The organism is Pseudomonas mangiferae, assembly GCF_007109405.1.
Classification (GTDB): Bacteria; Pseudomonadota; Gammaproteobacteria; order Pseudomonadales; family Pseudomonadaceae; genus Pseudomonas_T; species Pseudomonas_T mangiferae.
The window spans coordinates 21,973-35,886 of the sequence record NZ_VJOY01000008.1; the positions used below are offsets into that span (position 1 = coordinate 21,973).

A 13,914-nucleotide genomic window follows, 5' to 3' on the forward strand; every position below is an offset into this window, starting at 1 on the left:
GATACGCGCGCCGTATACACACGCCGTACATCGCCCGGCGCCTGGCGTGGAGCGCCGCGGGCGACGATCCTGTATCCGAACCGATACAAAGCCGACACCGCGGCGATACGCCGGCACGCCAGCATGGGGCGCGCTGCCCGCGCCGGCCGCGTTGCCGACCCTGAACCCCGCGACGGCCGCCCCGGTCGCCGCCCAGCGGAGACTGCCCCCGGTGGAGATCCCGAAAACCACACGCGCGCTGATCGTCGACGACAACATCGAACTGCGCGAGCTGCTCGGCGGCTACCTGGGCCGCTTCAACATCGACAGCGAGGCGGTGGGCGACGGCCAGGGGATGCGCAAGGCCCTGGCCCAGGGCCGCTTCGACGTGGTCATCCTCGACCTGATGCTGCCGGGCGAGGATGGCCTGTCCCTGTGCCGGGAGATCCGCGGCAAGTCGGACATCCCGATCCTCATGCTCACCGCCCGCTGCGAACCCACCGACCGCATCATCGGCCTGGAACTGGGCGCCGACGACTACATGGCCAAGCCGTTCGAGCCCCGGGAGCTGGTGGCGCGCATCCAGACCATCCTGCGCCGGGTGCGGGACGACGCGTCCCGTGGCCCGGCCGCCCCCGCGCCCCTGGCCGATGCCCGCAGCCACGTGCGCTTCGACGGTTGGGAGCTGGACGGCGTGCTGCGCCAACTGCAGACCCCGGAAGGCCTGGTGGTGCCGCTGTCCAACGCCGAATTCCGCCTGCTCTGGACCTTTCTCGAAGCGCCGCGCCGGGTGCTCAGCCGCGAGCAGTTGCTGGACGCCGCCCGCGGCCGTTCCATCGAGGCGTTCGACCGCAGCATCGACCTGCTGGTCTCGCGCCTGCGGCAGAAGCTCGGCGACGACCCGCGGGCGCCGCGGCTGATCAAGACCGTGCGGGGCGAAGGCTACCTGTTCGACGCCCGGGAGATCGGCTGATGATGCGCCGCGCCGACACCCTGTTCGCCCGGCTGTTCGGCCTGCTGGTACTGGCCATCGTCCTCGCCCACCTGCTGGCCTTCGCCTGGTTCCACCTCTATGCGGGGCCGCCCCCGCCGCCTCCACCGCCGCCGCCCGGTAACCCCATGGGTGACTGGCCGCGCCCGCCGCCGCCCTCTTTCTTCCGCGGTCCGCTGCTGCCGCTGACCCTGCAACTGGTCACCCTGGTGATCGCCGGCTGGTACGGCGCCCGCCAGCTGAGCCGGCCGATCCGCCACCTGGCCGAGGCCGCCGAACGCCTCAGCGAGGACCTGGACAGCCCGGCCCTGGCCGAAGCCGGTCCGCTGGAGGCGCGCCAGGCGGCGCGGGCCTTCAACCTGATGCAGACACGCATCCGCCAGCAGCTGCAACAGCGCGGGCGCATGCTGGCCGCCGTCTCCCACGACCTGCGCACGCCCCTGTCCAGGCTCCGGCTACGGGTCGAGCAAGTGGGCGACGGTCCGTTGCGCGAGCGCATGGCCCGGGACTTGGACGAAATGACCGAGATGCTCGACGCCACCCTGCGCTACCTCCATGAACAGCGCGCCAGCGAGCCGCCCCAGCGGTTCGACCTGCAGGCCCTGGTGGAATCCCTGGCCGAGGACGCCCAGGAGCGTGGCGCCGACGTCACCGTGGAGGGCCATTGCGCGCCATTGTTGACCCAGCCAGTGGCGCTGCGTTCTTGTCTGACCAACCTGCTGGAGAACGCGCTGCGCTACGCCGGCAACGCGCGCTTCGTCCTGGTCGAACGGGACGAGGGGGTGGAGGTGCGCCTGGTGGACCAGGGGCCGGGCATTCCGGCGGACCAGCGCGAGGCGGTGTTCGAGGCCTTCTTCCGCCTGGAGGGCTCGCGCAACCGCAACTCCGGCGGGGTCGGCCTGGGCCTGACCATCACCCGCGAGGCGGCGAAGCGGCTGGGCGGCGACATCCGCCTGGAGCAGACGCCGGGGGGCGGCTTGACCGCGGTGCTGCGCTTGCCGCGCGAGTGAGGCGGAACGATAGGCACCGTCGCATCGACCCGCGTCATGAGGCGCCTTGCGCGCGTCTGTGTGCACCCGCTTACACAGTGCACATAACGGGGACACGCGGAGCATGGAGTCTGGCATGACCGGGACACCGTCCCGGTTTCGCCAACGCCTACAGGAGCGACTCCCATGATCAGTGGTGTCAGCGGCTATTCGGGCTACTACAACCCCTACGCCTCGACGGCCTCCACGGCGCGCACGGCCGCCGCCAGCGGCGGCAGCGGCGCGTCCGGCCCCGGAAAGATCCAGGAAAAACTGTTCAGCCTGCTGGACAGCGACAGTGACAAGAGCGTCAGCAAGGACGAATTCAGCAGCGCCCTCAGTGCCGCGCAGAAGAGCGACAGCGGCCTGAGCGTCGACGTGGATGACCTGTTCAGCCAACTGGACGCCAACCAGGACGGCAACCTCGATGAGTCGGAAACCGCGGCCCTGGCGCCGCCACCTCCCCCACCAGTCGGCCGGTCGGCCCAGGGCAACAAGGACCTGCTCGCCAGCCTGGACAGCGATGGCAGCGGCGGCATCGGCCTGGACGAGCTGAGCAGCGCCCTCGGGGTGGACAGCGACGACAGCCAGCTGTCGAGCCTGTTCTCCAGCCTCGACAGCGATGGCGACGGCAGCCTCAGCGAAACCGAGAGCGCCGCCCTGAGCGCCCCGCCCCCGCCGCCCCGGGGTGGCAGCGCAGGCGGTAGCGATGCCGACAGCCTGTCGCAGCTGTTCGGCACCCTCGACAAGGATGGCAGCGGCAACCTCAGCCAGGACGAGTTCGGCAGCCTGTTCAACAGCGGCAGCGGCAGCAGCGCCTCCGGCAGTAGCGCAGCCAGTGCCGACAGCACGAGTAGCGACGAGGCCGGCTACGCACGGCTGCTCGCCAACTTGGTGAAGCATTACCAGGCCGGCCTGGATACCACCAGCAGCATGGGCGGCCAGCTCAACCTGTCCGCCTGACACACCGGGCGGGCACCGGGAAGGCGCCCGCCCGCCAGCGATCACTCGCCGTCGGCGTCCTCGTCCGGCATAGCCTCGTCGCCCACATCGCCTTCCGGCATCTCATCGCTGGGCAACGCGCCCGCCTGGCTCATGGCCATGCCCATGAGCATCGGCGCGATCTGCTCCAGGGGCATGCGCTTGCCGTTGAAATCCACCTGGCCATCGGCATAGGCGACGCTGGTCACCAGGTCGTTGCCCTGCAGGGTCACCAGGCCGCTGGACAGCGCGGTGTCGGCGAGCTTGTCGCGGGTGGCCTGGGCCTGCTGGGCCACCGCGGCCGGGTCGCTGACGCCATTGCGCACCACGTAGAGGCCGGCGAGATCCTCCAGGGTGGCCTTGGCCACGCCCAGGCGGCTGTCCAGGCGCTGGATGATTTCCCGGGCCAGGCGATCGGCGGGCAGGTCGAAGGACGTCGGCTTGGCCAGGGCCACCGACAGGTTGAAGCGGCCTTCGCCATGGGCGGTCTTCAGGGACAGCTCGTCCAGCGCCAGTACCGGCTTGACTGCCAGCAGCCGTCCCAGGCTGTCGTGCAGCCGGGTACGCTCCTCGGCGGTCATGTCCGGCAGCGGGGTCGCGGCGTTTTCGTCCAGGGTCTGGCCCTGGGCCTGCAGGCGCTTGAGATAGGCCGCATACAGCTCGTTGATCTCCTTCACCGCCGTCGGGTCCAGGTTGCGCATGCTGAACGCCAGCCGCGCCGCACCCACGTCCTGGCCGTCGTAGTTCAGCATGCCGACGTCGTCGGTCATGCTCGCCACCAGGGCGTCGTTCTCCATGCGGCTCTCGCTGCGGGCGGTCAAGTCGCGCAGGTCGAACGCCGGCATGCGTTCGCCGCTCACCTGCAGCCGCTCGGCCTTGCCCAGGGCGTCGCCCAGGTACAGGTCGGCCGGCCCCTTGTGCTGGTCGCTGGTCAGGTGCAGGCCGGTCAGCTCCACCTGGATCGGCGTACCGTCTTCGCGCACGGTTTCCAGGCGCAAGCGGTCGCTGGCGCCTTCCATCTTCACTTCGGCGGCGTCGCGGGTGCTGTGGTGGTCCAGGTCCATCCCGGAGAAGCTCACCCGGGTCTTGTCGTCCAGGGCGCCGTCCAGGGCAGCCAGCCGCGCGGTACCGGTCACCGCCTGGTCGTAGCCGATGCTGGCCTGACCGGTCAGGGGCGCGTTGCCGCCGCTGAGGGCGAACCACGCGTCTACGCTGGGCGTGCGCTCCAGGCGGTAGTTGCTGGTGGCCATCACCGGCATCAGCTTCAGGCCCTTCAGCCGCGACGGCGGGAACGGGCCGTGTTCCATGTCGTCGGTGAACGATAGCTCCAGCAACTGCGGCTCGCCGCCGGCAAGGTTGCGGTAGTGGAAACGGTAGTGGGCGGTGCTGCCGAACAGGCGGCGGTCCAGGGAGACCAGCTCGAAGGCCGCCTCGGCGCCAGGCAGCGCCTGCTGCAGCTGGCGGTTGGTCTCGGCGAGGGTCTGCTGCAGCACGCCTTCCAGGCGGGTGCCGGTGTACCAGGCGCCGGCAGTGGACAGTGCGCCGACGGCGACGATGATTCCTACGGCAACTCCTGCTGCTCTATTCATGGTTGTGCGTCTTTTTTCCGTGGTTGAAGGGGTTGGCCGGCTGCTCAGGTGGCAGGCGGCAGAGGTTGCTGGGGCGGTTCTGCCAGCCAGTCGGTAAGCAGGCTGTAGGCGACCGCCAGAAGAGTGGGACCGAGGAACAGACCCATGAAGCCGAAGGCCAGGATGCCGCCGAACACGCCCAGCAACACCACCACCAGGGGCAGGTTGCCGCCGCGGCTGATCAGGTACGGCTTGAGCACGTTGTCCACGCCGCTGACGATGAAGGTGCCCCAGATGCCGAGGAACACCGCGTAGCCGTATTCGCCGTGCCAGGCCAGCCAGGCGGTGGCCGGCACCCAGACCAAGGGCGGGCCCATGGGGATCAGGCTGAGGATGAAGGTCAGAATGCCCAGCACCAGCGCGCCCGGCACGCCGGCGATGAGAAAGCCGATCAGCGCCAGCAGGGCCTGGGCGGCGGCGGTGCCGATGACGCCGTTGACCACCCGCTGCACGGTGCCGGCCACCAGCGCCTGGTAATGCTCGGCACGCTCGCCGATCAGCTTGTACAAGGCGCGCTGCACCAGTTCCGCCAGGCGTGGCCCGTCACGGTAGAAGAAGAACACCAGGGCCAGGCTCAGGCCCAGTTCCAGCACCCCGCCGCCAATCTGCGCGCTGCGCGCCAGGAGCCAGTTGCCCACCAAGCCCATGTAGGGCTTGAGGCTGGCGAAGAACGCCGAGCCCTGGGCGTCCACGGTGAGCCACAGGTTGACCAGGCGCTCGCCCACCAGGGGGATCTGCGCGAGCCAGACCGGTGGCGACGGCAGGCCGTCCACCTGGATGTTCTTCGCTAGCTCGATCCCGCTGCGGATGTGGTCGGCCAGGTTGAACCCCAGCCACACCAGGGGCAGCGCCACCAGCAGCGTCCAGCCGGCGGTCAAGAGGGCCGCCGCCGCGGTCTGCCGGCCGCCCAGGGCGCGGGTCAGCAGGCGCATCAGTGGCCAGCTGGCGAAGGCCAGCACCGCGGCCCAGAACAGCGCCGACCAGAACGGCGCCAGCACCCAGACGGAGGCGGCGAGCAGACCCAACAGGAGGATCTGCACCAGCAGGCGATCGTTGTTGAACATGAAGGCTCCAGAGCGGCCGGATCGGGCGCGGCCGCTATGCTAACGGGTTCTGACGGTCGGGGGACGGGCGCAGGTCTCGTTCAGCGCAGCCAGACCAGCCGCAGGTACGCGTCGTCGGCAGGCGCAGCCGGTTCGCCGCGGGTGCCCTCCCCGTCCGCCTCCAGCTCCAGGCGCGCCGCGCGGATGCCCTCGCCGATCAGTGCCTCGCGCCAGCGCTCCGCGTCCGGCCCGGCCAGCGCCACCCGCACGGTGGTATCGGCCCGCAGGGTGCTGGCCAGCAGGTCGAGCCAGGACGCGGTGGGCTGACCCTGCACCTGGTGCAGGGTCAGCTCGCCGCTGGCGCGCAGCTCCTTCAGCAGCGTGGCGGCGGTGGGCAGCAGGTCGCCCAGGGGGGCGTCGGCGTCCAGGCGCTCGGCATGCAGGTAGGCGCGGCGGTTGCCGCGGGTAACGCCATAGAGCGCCACCAGGCTGTCCGCCTGGTCGCCCGCCAGGCGCAGCAGCAGGTACGCCTGCTCGTCGTCGGAGCCGTACAGGGTGGCATTGCCGAACACCGCATTGGCCCACAGGTTGCTGGACCCACAGTCGCGTCCCTGGCACCAATAGAGCGGCTCGGCGCCCTGCTCCAGCAGCGCCTGGCGGGCGAAGTCGAAGGCCTCGGGGGCGCCGTGGCCCGCCGGCAGCAGGTAGGTGACGGCGGTCTGCCGGCCGCGGGCGTCCACGCGCCGCTCGTAGCGCACCCGGTTGCTGATCCGCCGAATCGGCCCCTGGGGGTAGATGCGCTCGACCCCCTCACCCTCGACGAAACCGACGACCTGGGCGTCGGGGAAACGCGGCAAGCCGCGGGGATCGTGGCTGTCCGGCAGGTCGGCGGCGCCGGCGAGGGAAATCCAGAGCAGGCCCGGCAGGGCCGCGAGCAATGCGCGCATGGCTGTCCTTAACGGGTGAGGATGGTCTGGACGCTGGCCACCAGGCGATCGCCCTCGTCCATCCGCTTGGGAATCTCCAGGCCGCGCTGCACCGCGGGGCGCGCCGCCAGGGCCGCCATCCAGCGCTGCAGGTGCTCCAGGCCATCCACGGAAACCCCGGCCCAGTCGTGCACCGCCGCCCAGGGGTAGGTGGCGATATCGGCGATGCTGTAGTCCCCGGCCAGGTATTCCGCTTCACCCAGGCGGCCATCCAGCACCTCGTAGAGGCGGCGGGTCTCCTTCTGGTAGCGCTGGATGGCGAGCGGCAGTTTTTCCGGGAAGTAGCGGTAGAACACGTTGGCCTGGCCCTGCATCGGCCCGACCCCACCCATCTGGAACATCAGCCACTGGACCACCCAGGAACGGCCCTTGGGGTCACTGGGCATCAGCCGGCCGGTCTTCTCCGCCAGATACAGGAGGATCGCCCCGGACTCGAACACCGCGAAGTCCTCGTCGCGGTCGACGATGGCCGGGATGCGGCCGTTGGGGTTGATGCGCAGGAAGGCCGGGGCCTTCTGCTCCTGCTGGCTCAGGGACAGGGCATGCAGCTCATAGGGGAGGCCCAGCTCTTCCAGGGCGATGGATACCTTGTGGCCGTTGGGGGTGGCGGCGGTGTAGAGATCGATCATCGGCGGGCTCCTGTGGGGGTGGCCAGCCTCTCCAGTTGCCCGCGCCAAGTCAAGACGGGCTTTGCCACAGTTCTTTACGCCTGCCGGCCCGCTAATGGGAGACGGCCGACGCGGCCCCTCAGCACCGGCTCATGCCTCGCCGCGCAGGAAGGCGCGGAAGCAGGCCGCCACCGCGTCGGCCCCGGCGTCGTCGTCCAGGTGCAGGTGGTGGCCACCGGGGAGCCGGTGGACCTCCAAGGGCATCGACGGCAAAGCCGTCATCAGGCTCTCGTGGCGGGCGATGATGCCCTGTTCCGCCACCACCAGCCGGGTCGGGCAGCGCAGCCCATGGATGAAAGCGTGGGAATGGGCGCGGGTCAGGCGCATGGGCGAAGGCAGCGTCAGGCGCGCATCGCTGCGCCAGGTGTAGCCCCCCGCCACCGGCATCAGGCCGCGCTCGGCGAGCAGTTCGGCGGCCTCGCGGCTCACCGTATCGGTGCCCCGCATCCGCGCCGATACCGCCTGCTCGACGTGCTCGTAGACCGGCTTGCGCTTGTCCGCCAACGCCTGCTGGGCCTTCAGCGCATCCCCCAGGCGCTCCACAGCGCCGTCCGCCTCGCCCGTGGGCGGGACCAGCCCGTCGATCAGCGCCAGGCGCTCGACCCGCTCCGGCAAGGCGGCCGCCAGCAGGGTGGCGACAATGGCCCCCATGGAGTGGCCCAGCAGCGAAAAGCGTGTCCAGCCCAGCTGGTCGGCCACCTGCAGCACGTCCTGCACGTTGTCCCAGGGGGCATAGCCGGCGCCGGGCGGGCGGTGGGCGGAGTGGCCATGGCCGGCGAAATCCAGGGCAACGATGCGCAGCCCGGGCAGGCGCGGCGCCAGGCGGGCGAAGCTGGCCGCGTTGTCCAGCCAGCCATGCAGGGCGATCACCGAGTGGCCGTCTTCCGGCCCGTACAGCCGTGCAGCCAATTCGATGTGAGGCAGGTTGAGGCGGACCTCCTCGACCCGCGCGCTCATGCCGAAGCCTCCGTGGCGGCGCGGCCGCGCCAGCGTCCGATCACCTCCCGCAGCAGCGCGGCGGTGTCCTCGGGGCGCTCCAGGGGAAACATGTGCCCGCCCGGGACGGTGAGGTACTCACCATGGGGGATCTGCTTCACCGTGCGCAGGTGATGGGGCATCACCACCCGGCTGTGGCGGCCGCGCACCACTGCCAGCGGCACCTTCAATTGCCGGGGCCGCCCCGGGCTGAGGTGCGGCACGCTGCGGTAGATGCGGATTTCCGTCTCGGGGTCGAAGGTCAGGCGCAGCGCCCCATCCTTCGGCGCCAGGGCATGGCGCACGTAGGCGTCCAGGCAATCGGGGTCGAAGCTGCGGAACAGCGTCTTGCCGGCGAAATAGGCGCGGGCCTCCTCCGGATCGGCGAAGGTCTCGCGCCGGCCCAGGGTGCGTCCGGCCGGGGTGATCCGGTCGATGAAGCCGAAACGCTTGGCGGCGCGGATCATCAGGCGGTCGGCGAAGGTCAGTACCGGCGAGTCGAGCATCGTCACCCCCCGGTAGAACTCCGGCCGACGCAGGGCAGCGTGATAGTGCAGCAAGCCGCCGAGGGAATGGCCGACGCCCCACACCGGCTCGCCCAGGGCCTCCAGGTGATGCAGCAACTCGTCCACCAGGTTGCCCCAGTTGTCATCCACCGGGAAACGCGGGTCGTGGCCATGCTGCGGCAGGTGCAGCACCCGGTAGTCCGGCGCCAGGGCGGCGAACAACTTGCCGTAGGTGGCCGAGGGGAACCCGTTGGCGTGGGCGAAGAAGAGAGGCTGCGACATGGCGGTACATCCGAGGGAAAGGCTGTGACCGATTGTCCGGCAGCGCCGGAGCCCCGACAACGCCCGTAAACGCCAAGAAAGAGGCCTTACCGGCCAGCGATGGCGGCTTCGGCGTCCTTTTATGGGTGAAATCGAACATCCGGGAGGGCGATGCGCAAAGCGCAGACGCAGGCCGAACCAAGCGCCTGCGGAATCAGCGCCTGGCTGAGATACGCCGCTGCACCCGAGACGCGCCGGACGCCCGGCGTGTGCTCAGTCGCGCTCCGGCGGCGCCTCGCCCAGGGGCACCACCGCCACGGTGAGGCGCGACACGCAGCTGAGCTTGCCGTCCTCGCCATGCAGGCGGATATCCCAGACGTGGGTGCTGCGGCCGACGTGCAGGGGCCGCGCCACGGCGGTCACCCGCCCGCTGCGCAGGCCGCGCAGGTGGTTGGCATTAACCTCCAGGCCGACGCAGTAGAAGCGCGAGGGGTCGATGCACAGGTAGCTGGCGCTGGACCCGAGGCTTTCCGCCAGCACCACCGAGGCGCCGCCATGGAGCAGGCCGTAGGGCTGGTGGGTGCGGTTGTCCACCACCATGCTGGCGGTCAGGGACGTGTCGTCGAAGGCATCGAAGCGGATGTCCAGCAGCTCGCTGATGGTGTTCTTCTGCAAGGCGTTGAGGGAATACAAATCGGGGGGTTGCCGCCACAGACTCATGGAGAAGCCTCGCTGATCGGGAAAGACAGGACCATACCGTCCGCAGGGCGCCCGGGTCCAGCGGCCCCGCCGACGGCTCGGCAACCATGACGACAGACCGGGACACACGATCGATCATGCGGCGGTGCGAACGTTTGCCAGCATTTCCGAAGCCCGCTAGCGCTAGCCAGTCGAGGGCATCGGTTCGCTACAGCGGCTGTTGACCCTCGACCGTGAGCAGGCGGGCGAAAAGCCCGAACAGGCCGAGGTCGATAACGGTGGTGACCGGCCTCACTCGGGCCGGTGCAGGGCCCGCAAGGTCATGCCGCCGGCCAAGGGCAGTTCCCCTTCCAGTTCGGCCAGGTAGGCGGTGCCCATGGGCAGCGGCTCCTGCACGTGGCCGTGGAGGAGCAGGCTGGCCAATTGGCCGACGAAGGGGTTGTGGGTCACCAGCAGCCACTCCCCGCCCTGGTAGTCGGCCAGGCGATCCAGCGCCTGCCGCGGGCTGGATTCCGGCGTTACCCAAGACAGGGTGTTCACCGCGCCGGCGAAGCCCAGCGCTTCCCGCACCAGGGCCGCGCTCTGCTGGGCGCGCACGTAGGGGCTGGCGAAGATCGCCTGCAACGGGCGCCCGGCCAGCCGTTCGGCCACCCGCTGCACGTCGTCGCGGCCGCGGGCGGTCAGGCGCCGATCCGGGTCGCTGCGGGCCTGGGCCTCCGCCTCGCCGTGGCGCAGCAGCCAGATTCTCACGGCCGGGTCTCCGCCGCCGGCGCCTCGCCGTCCGGCGTGCGTGGCAACGGCCAGTCGGCGAACGGCCAGGGCTTGCGCTCGGTGTTGAAGGTGCCGAAGCGGCCGATCTGCGCCAGGTACTGGCTCAGGCTGTCGCCGAAGCCCAGCAACGGACCGCTGGGCGCGCCTTGGACCAGGCGGCACACCAGTTGCGCCAGCACCACTCCGGCCAGCAGCAGCTCGGCCAGTTGCCAGACGAAAAAGAACACCACCATCCATAAAAGTCGCAGCAGCAGGGATTCGTGCCGCGGCTCGCGCTGTTCGCTCATGACGACTCCGGAAGTTGTCGCGGCTCAGAAACCGCTCAGGGAAATGAAATCGACGTCGGTCTTCGGTTCGGCGCTCATCAGCGCCTCGATCACCTGGGCCAGGGTCCGCCCCTCGAAGAGGATCGCGTGCAGGCCGGCCACCAGCGGCATGTAGACGCCCAGTTGCTCGGCCCGGACCTTGAGCACCTTGAGGGTGTTGACCCCTTCGGCCACCTCTCCCAGGCGCGCCACCGCGTCCTCCAGGCTCAGGCCTTCGCCCAGGGCCTGGCCCACCTGGTAGTTACGGCTCTTGGGCGAGGAACAGGTGGCGATGAGGTCGCCGACGCCGGCGAGGCCGAGGAAGGTCATGGGGTTGGCCCCCAGCTTCACGGCGAAGCGGGTCATCTCCGCCAGGGCCCGGGTGATGAGCATGCTGCGGGTGTTCTCACCCATGCCCAGGGCGGCGGCCATGCCGGCGATGATGGCGTAGACGTTCTTCAGCGCCCCGCCCAGCTCGGCGCCGAAGCGGTCGCGGCTGGCGTAGACGCGGAAGGTACGGCCGTGGAGCGTAGCCTGCACGCGCTGGCAGAGCAGCTCGTCCTCGCTGGCGATGACGCTGGCGGTCAGGGCGCCCTCCGCCACTTCGCGAGCCAGGTTCGGGCCGGACAGCACACCGATCCGCGCTTCGGGGGCGATCTCCTCGAGGATTTCGCTCATCAGCTTGAAGGTCTGCGCCTCGATGCCCTTGGTGGTACTGACCAGGAACTTGCCCGCAAGGCGCCCGGCCACCGGATCGAGGACGTTGCGCAGGGCGCTGGAGGGGATGGCCACGAAGACCAGCTCGCAGGCATCGAGCACCGCCGGCAGGTCGTTCACCGGCTCGACCCCGGCATGGATCTTCACCCCCCGCAGGTAGCGGGGGTTCTCCCGGTTGGCGCGGATCGCCGCGGCCTGCTCCGGGTCGCGCATCCATTGCCAGACCCGCTGGCCGTTGGCGGCCAGGAGGTTGGCGATGGCGGTGCCGAAACTGCCGCCGCCGAGCACCGCGACAGGTCGTTGCTGTTCAGTCATGACGCTTCCATCTGGGGCCATCGCAATGGCGGATCGCGGCATTATACGGCGCTGCGGACGACCGGCCAGTCGCCGGGCCGGCGCCGTCATGTCTGCGGCGGGCAACAGTGGTACAGTGCGCCGGCGCTTCGGCGCCGCCCACGCCCCTGATCCGCAACAATACCGGCGTCGGTTTTTTTGTGTACACCTGTGCTCAGAACGCTGTGACTTTCGCCATCAGGCAACAGTCTATGACTAGGCTGCGGCAAGCGCCCGGACCGGCGCCGACCGGTTCCACGCTGCCCTGCCGCACAGGGACCATTGAGGAGCTCGCATGACAAAACAAAACGCTTATTCCCGGGAAGACCTGCTGCGCTGCAGTCGCGGCGAGCTGTTCGGCCCCGGAAATGCGCAATTGCCCGCCCCCAACATGCTGATGATCGACCGGATCGTGCATATCGGCGAGAGCGGCGGCAAATACGGCAAGGGCGAGATCGTCGCCGAGCTCGATATCAATCCCGACCTGTGGTTCTTCGCCTGCCATTTCGAAGGCGACCCGGTGATGCCCGGCTGCCTCGGCCTCGACGCCATGTGGCAACTGGTCGGCTTCTACCTGGGCTGGCAGGGCAACCCCGGCCGTGGCCGCGCCCTGGGTTCGGGCGAAGTGAAGTTCTTCGGTCAGGTGCTGCCGACCGCCAAGAAGATCACCTATAACATTCATATCAAGCGCACCATCAACCGTTCGCTGATCCTCGGCATCGCCGACGGCACCGTCAGCGTCGATGGCCGTGAGATCTACAGTGCCGAAGGCTTGCGCGTCGGCCTGTTCACCTCTACCGACAGCTTTTGAAGGATTTCCGCATGCGTCGCGTCGTGATCACCGGTCTGGGCATCGTTTCCTGCCTGGGCAATGACAAAGACACCGTCTCCGCCAACCTGCGTGCCGGCCGTGCGGGCATCCGCTACAACCCGGCCTACGCCGAGATGGGCCTGCGCAGCCAGGTGTCCGGCTCGGTCGGGCTGAATCTGGAAGAACTGATCGACCGCAAGCTGTTCCGCTTCATGGGCGACGCCGCAGCCTATGCCTACCTCGCCATGCAGCAGGCCGTCGCCGACGCCGGCCTGAGCCCGGAGCAGATCTCCAATCCGCGCACCGGCCTGATCGCCGGTTCCGGCGGCGCATCCACCCTGAACCAGATGGAAGCCATCGATACCCTGCGGGAGAAAGGCGTCAAGCGCGTCGGCCCGTACCGGGTGACCCGCACCATGGGCAGCACCGTGTCCGCCTGCCTGGCCACGCCGTTCCAGATCAAGGGCGTGAACTACTCCATCTCCTCTGCCTGCGCCACCAGCGCCCACTGCATCGGCCAGGCCATGGAGCAGATCCAGTTGGGCAAGCAGGACGTGGTCTTCGCCGGCGGCGGCGAAGAGGAACACTGGAGCCAGAGCTGCCTGTTCGACGCCATGGGCGCCCTCTCCACCCAATACAACGACACCCCGGAAAAGGCCTCCCGCGCCTACGACGCCAAGCGTGACGGCTTCGTCATCGCCGGCGGCGGCGGCATGGTGGTGGTGGAGGAACTGGAGCACGCCCTGGCCCGCGGCGCGAAGATCTATGCCGAGATCGTCGGCTATGGTGCCACCTCCGACGGCTACGACATGGTGGCCCCGAGCGGCGAAGGCGCGATCCGCTGCATGCAGCAGGCGCTGGCCACCGTGGACGCGCCCATCGACTACCTGAACACCCACGGCACCTCCACCCCGGTGGGCGACGTCGCCGAAATCCGCGGCGTACGCGACGTGTTCAAGGACAAGGCCCCGGCCATCAGCTCCACCAAGAGCCTGTCGGGCCACTCCCTGGGCGCCGCCGGCGTCCACGAGGCGATCTACTGCATGCTGATGATGGAAGGCGGGTTCATCGCCGGCTCGGCCAACATCGACGAGCTGGACCCGGAAGTCGCCGACATGCCGATCCTGCGCGAGACCCGCGAGAACGTCGAGCTGAACACCGTGATGAGCAACAGCTTCGGCTTCGGCGGCACCAACGCCACCCTGGTCCTGAAACGCTGGCAGGGCTGACCG

General features: G+C 69.4%; 15 protein-coding genes. 5 read left to right on the forward strand and 10 right to left on the reverse strand.

Going from position 1 to position 13,914, the window contains the following annotated elements:
* Positions 1-202 precede the first annotated feature (202 nt).
* From FM069_RS12285 to xopAW, 3 genes are all read left to right on the forward strand, one after another.
* Positions 203-952, forward strand: coding sequence for a response regulator (locus FM069_RS12285; RefSeq protein WP_407681586.1), 750 nt, complete (start codon positions 203-205; stop codon positions 950-952).
* On the forward strand, positions 952-1,980 hold the full coding sequence (locus FM069_RS12290) for an ATP-binding protein (RefSeq protein ID WP_143488648.1): 1,029 nt from the start codon (positions 952-954) through the stop codon (positions 1,978-1,980). Before FM069_RS12285 ends, FM069_RS12290 begins: the two co-directional genes overlap by 1 nt.
* Before the next feature lie 165 nt (positions 1,981-2,145).
* Entirely contained in the window at positions 2,146-2,961 is an 816-nt protein-coding gene (gene xopAW, locus FM069_RS12295; protein ID WP_143488649.1) for an EF-hand domain-containing protein, read from the forward strand.
* Between the two features lie 41 nt (positions 2,962-3,002).
* Here xopAW and FM069_RS12300 read toward each other — a convergent pair whose 3' ends face one another.
* From FM069_RS12300 to FM069_RS12345, 10 genes are all read right to left on the reverse strand, one after another.
* Positions 3,003-4,568, reverse strand: a complete 1,566-nt coding sequence (locus FM069_RS12300; RefSeq protein WP_143488650.1) for a YdgA family protein — start codon at positions 4,566-4,568, stop codon at positions 3,003-3,005.
* A gap of 44 nt (positions 4,569-4,612) precedes the next feature.
* Complete coding sequence (locus FM069_RS12305; protein WP_143488651.1) at positions 4,613-5,671, reverse strand: AI-2E family transporter; 1,059 nt, start codon at positions 5,669-5,671, stop codon at positions 4,613-4,615.
* 80 nt (positions 5,672-5,751) lie between these two features.
* On the reverse strand, positions 5,752-6,597 hold the full coding sequence (locus FM069_RS12310) for a DUF4892 domain-containing protein (RefSeq protein ID WP_143488652.1): 846 nt from the start codon (positions 6,595-6,597) through the stop codon (positions 5,752-5,754).
* Positions 6,598-6,605: 8 nt separating this feature from the next.
* The gene (locus FM069_RS12315; protein ID WP_143488653.1) at positions 6,606-7,265 is read right to left on the reverse strand and encodes a glutathione S-transferase family protein; all 660 of its coding nucleotides are present in this window, start codon (positions 7,263-7,265) and stop codon (positions 6,606-6,608) included.
* A gap of 129 nt (positions 7,266-7,394) precedes the next feature.
* On the reverse strand, positions 7,395-8,261 hold the full coding sequence (locus FM069_RS12320; protein ID WP_143488654.1) for an alpha/beta hydrolase: 867 nt from the start codon (positions 8,259-8,261) through the stop codon (positions 7,395-7,397).
* Positions 8,258-9,067, reverse strand: a complete 810-nt coding sequence (locus tag FM069_RS12325; RefSeq protein WP_143488655.1) for an alpha/beta fold hydrolase — start codon at positions 9,065-9,067, stop codon at positions 8,258-8,260. The genes FM069_RS12320 and FM069_RS12325 overlap by 4 nt, the downstream gene beginning before the upstream one ends.
* A 252-nt stretch (positions 9,068-9,319) precedes the next feature.
* Positions 9,320-9,766, reverse strand: a complete 447-nt coding sequence (locus FM069_RS12330) for a hotdog fold thioesterase (protein ID WP_143488656.1) — start codon at positions 9,764-9,766, stop codon at positions 9,320-9,322.
* Positions 9,767-10,036: 270 nt separating this feature from the next.
* On the reverse strand, positions 10,037-10,495 hold the full coding sequence (sixA, locus tag FM069_RS12335) for a phosphohistidine phosphatase SixA (RefSeq protein ID WP_143488657.1): 459 nt from the start codon (positions 10,493-10,495) through the stop codon (positions 10,037-10,039).
* The gene (locus FM069_RS12340; protein ID WP_143488658.1) at positions 10,492-10,803 is read right to left on the reverse strand and encodes a DUF4389 domain-containing protein; all 312 of its coding nucleotides are present in this window, start codon (positions 10,801-10,803) and stop codon (positions 10,492-10,494) included. Before FM069_RS12340 ends, sixA begins: the two co-directional genes overlap by 4 nt.
* Before the next feature lie 24 nt (positions 10,804-10,827).
* Entirely contained in the window at positions 10,828-11,853 is a 1,026-nt protein-coding gene (locus FM069_RS12345; RefSeq protein ID WP_143488659.1) for an NAD(P)H-dependent glycerol-3-phosphate dehydrogenase, read from the reverse strand.
* Between the two features lie 313 nt (positions 11,854-12,166).
* Between FM069_RS12345 and fabA the strand changes: the two genes are divergently transcribed.
* Together fabA and fabB are read left to right on the forward strand one after the other, a co-directional pair.
* Positions 12,167-12,682 carry a 3-hydroxyacyl-[acyl-carrier-protein] dehydratase FabA gene (fabA, locus tag FM069_RS12350; protein ID WP_143488660.1) on the forward strand — a complete coding sequence of 172 codons (516 nt, stop codon included), beginning with the start codon at positions 12,167-12,169 and terminating at the stop codon, positions 12,680-12,682.
* Between the two features lie 11 nt (positions 12,683-12,693).
* A complete protein-coding gene (gene fabB, locus FM069_RS12355) occupies positions 12,694-13,911 on the forward strand; it encodes a beta-ketoacyl-ACP synthase I (protein ID WP_143488661.1) in 1,218 nt (405 codons plus the stop codon).
* Positions 13,912-13,914 lie beyond the last annotated feature (3 nt).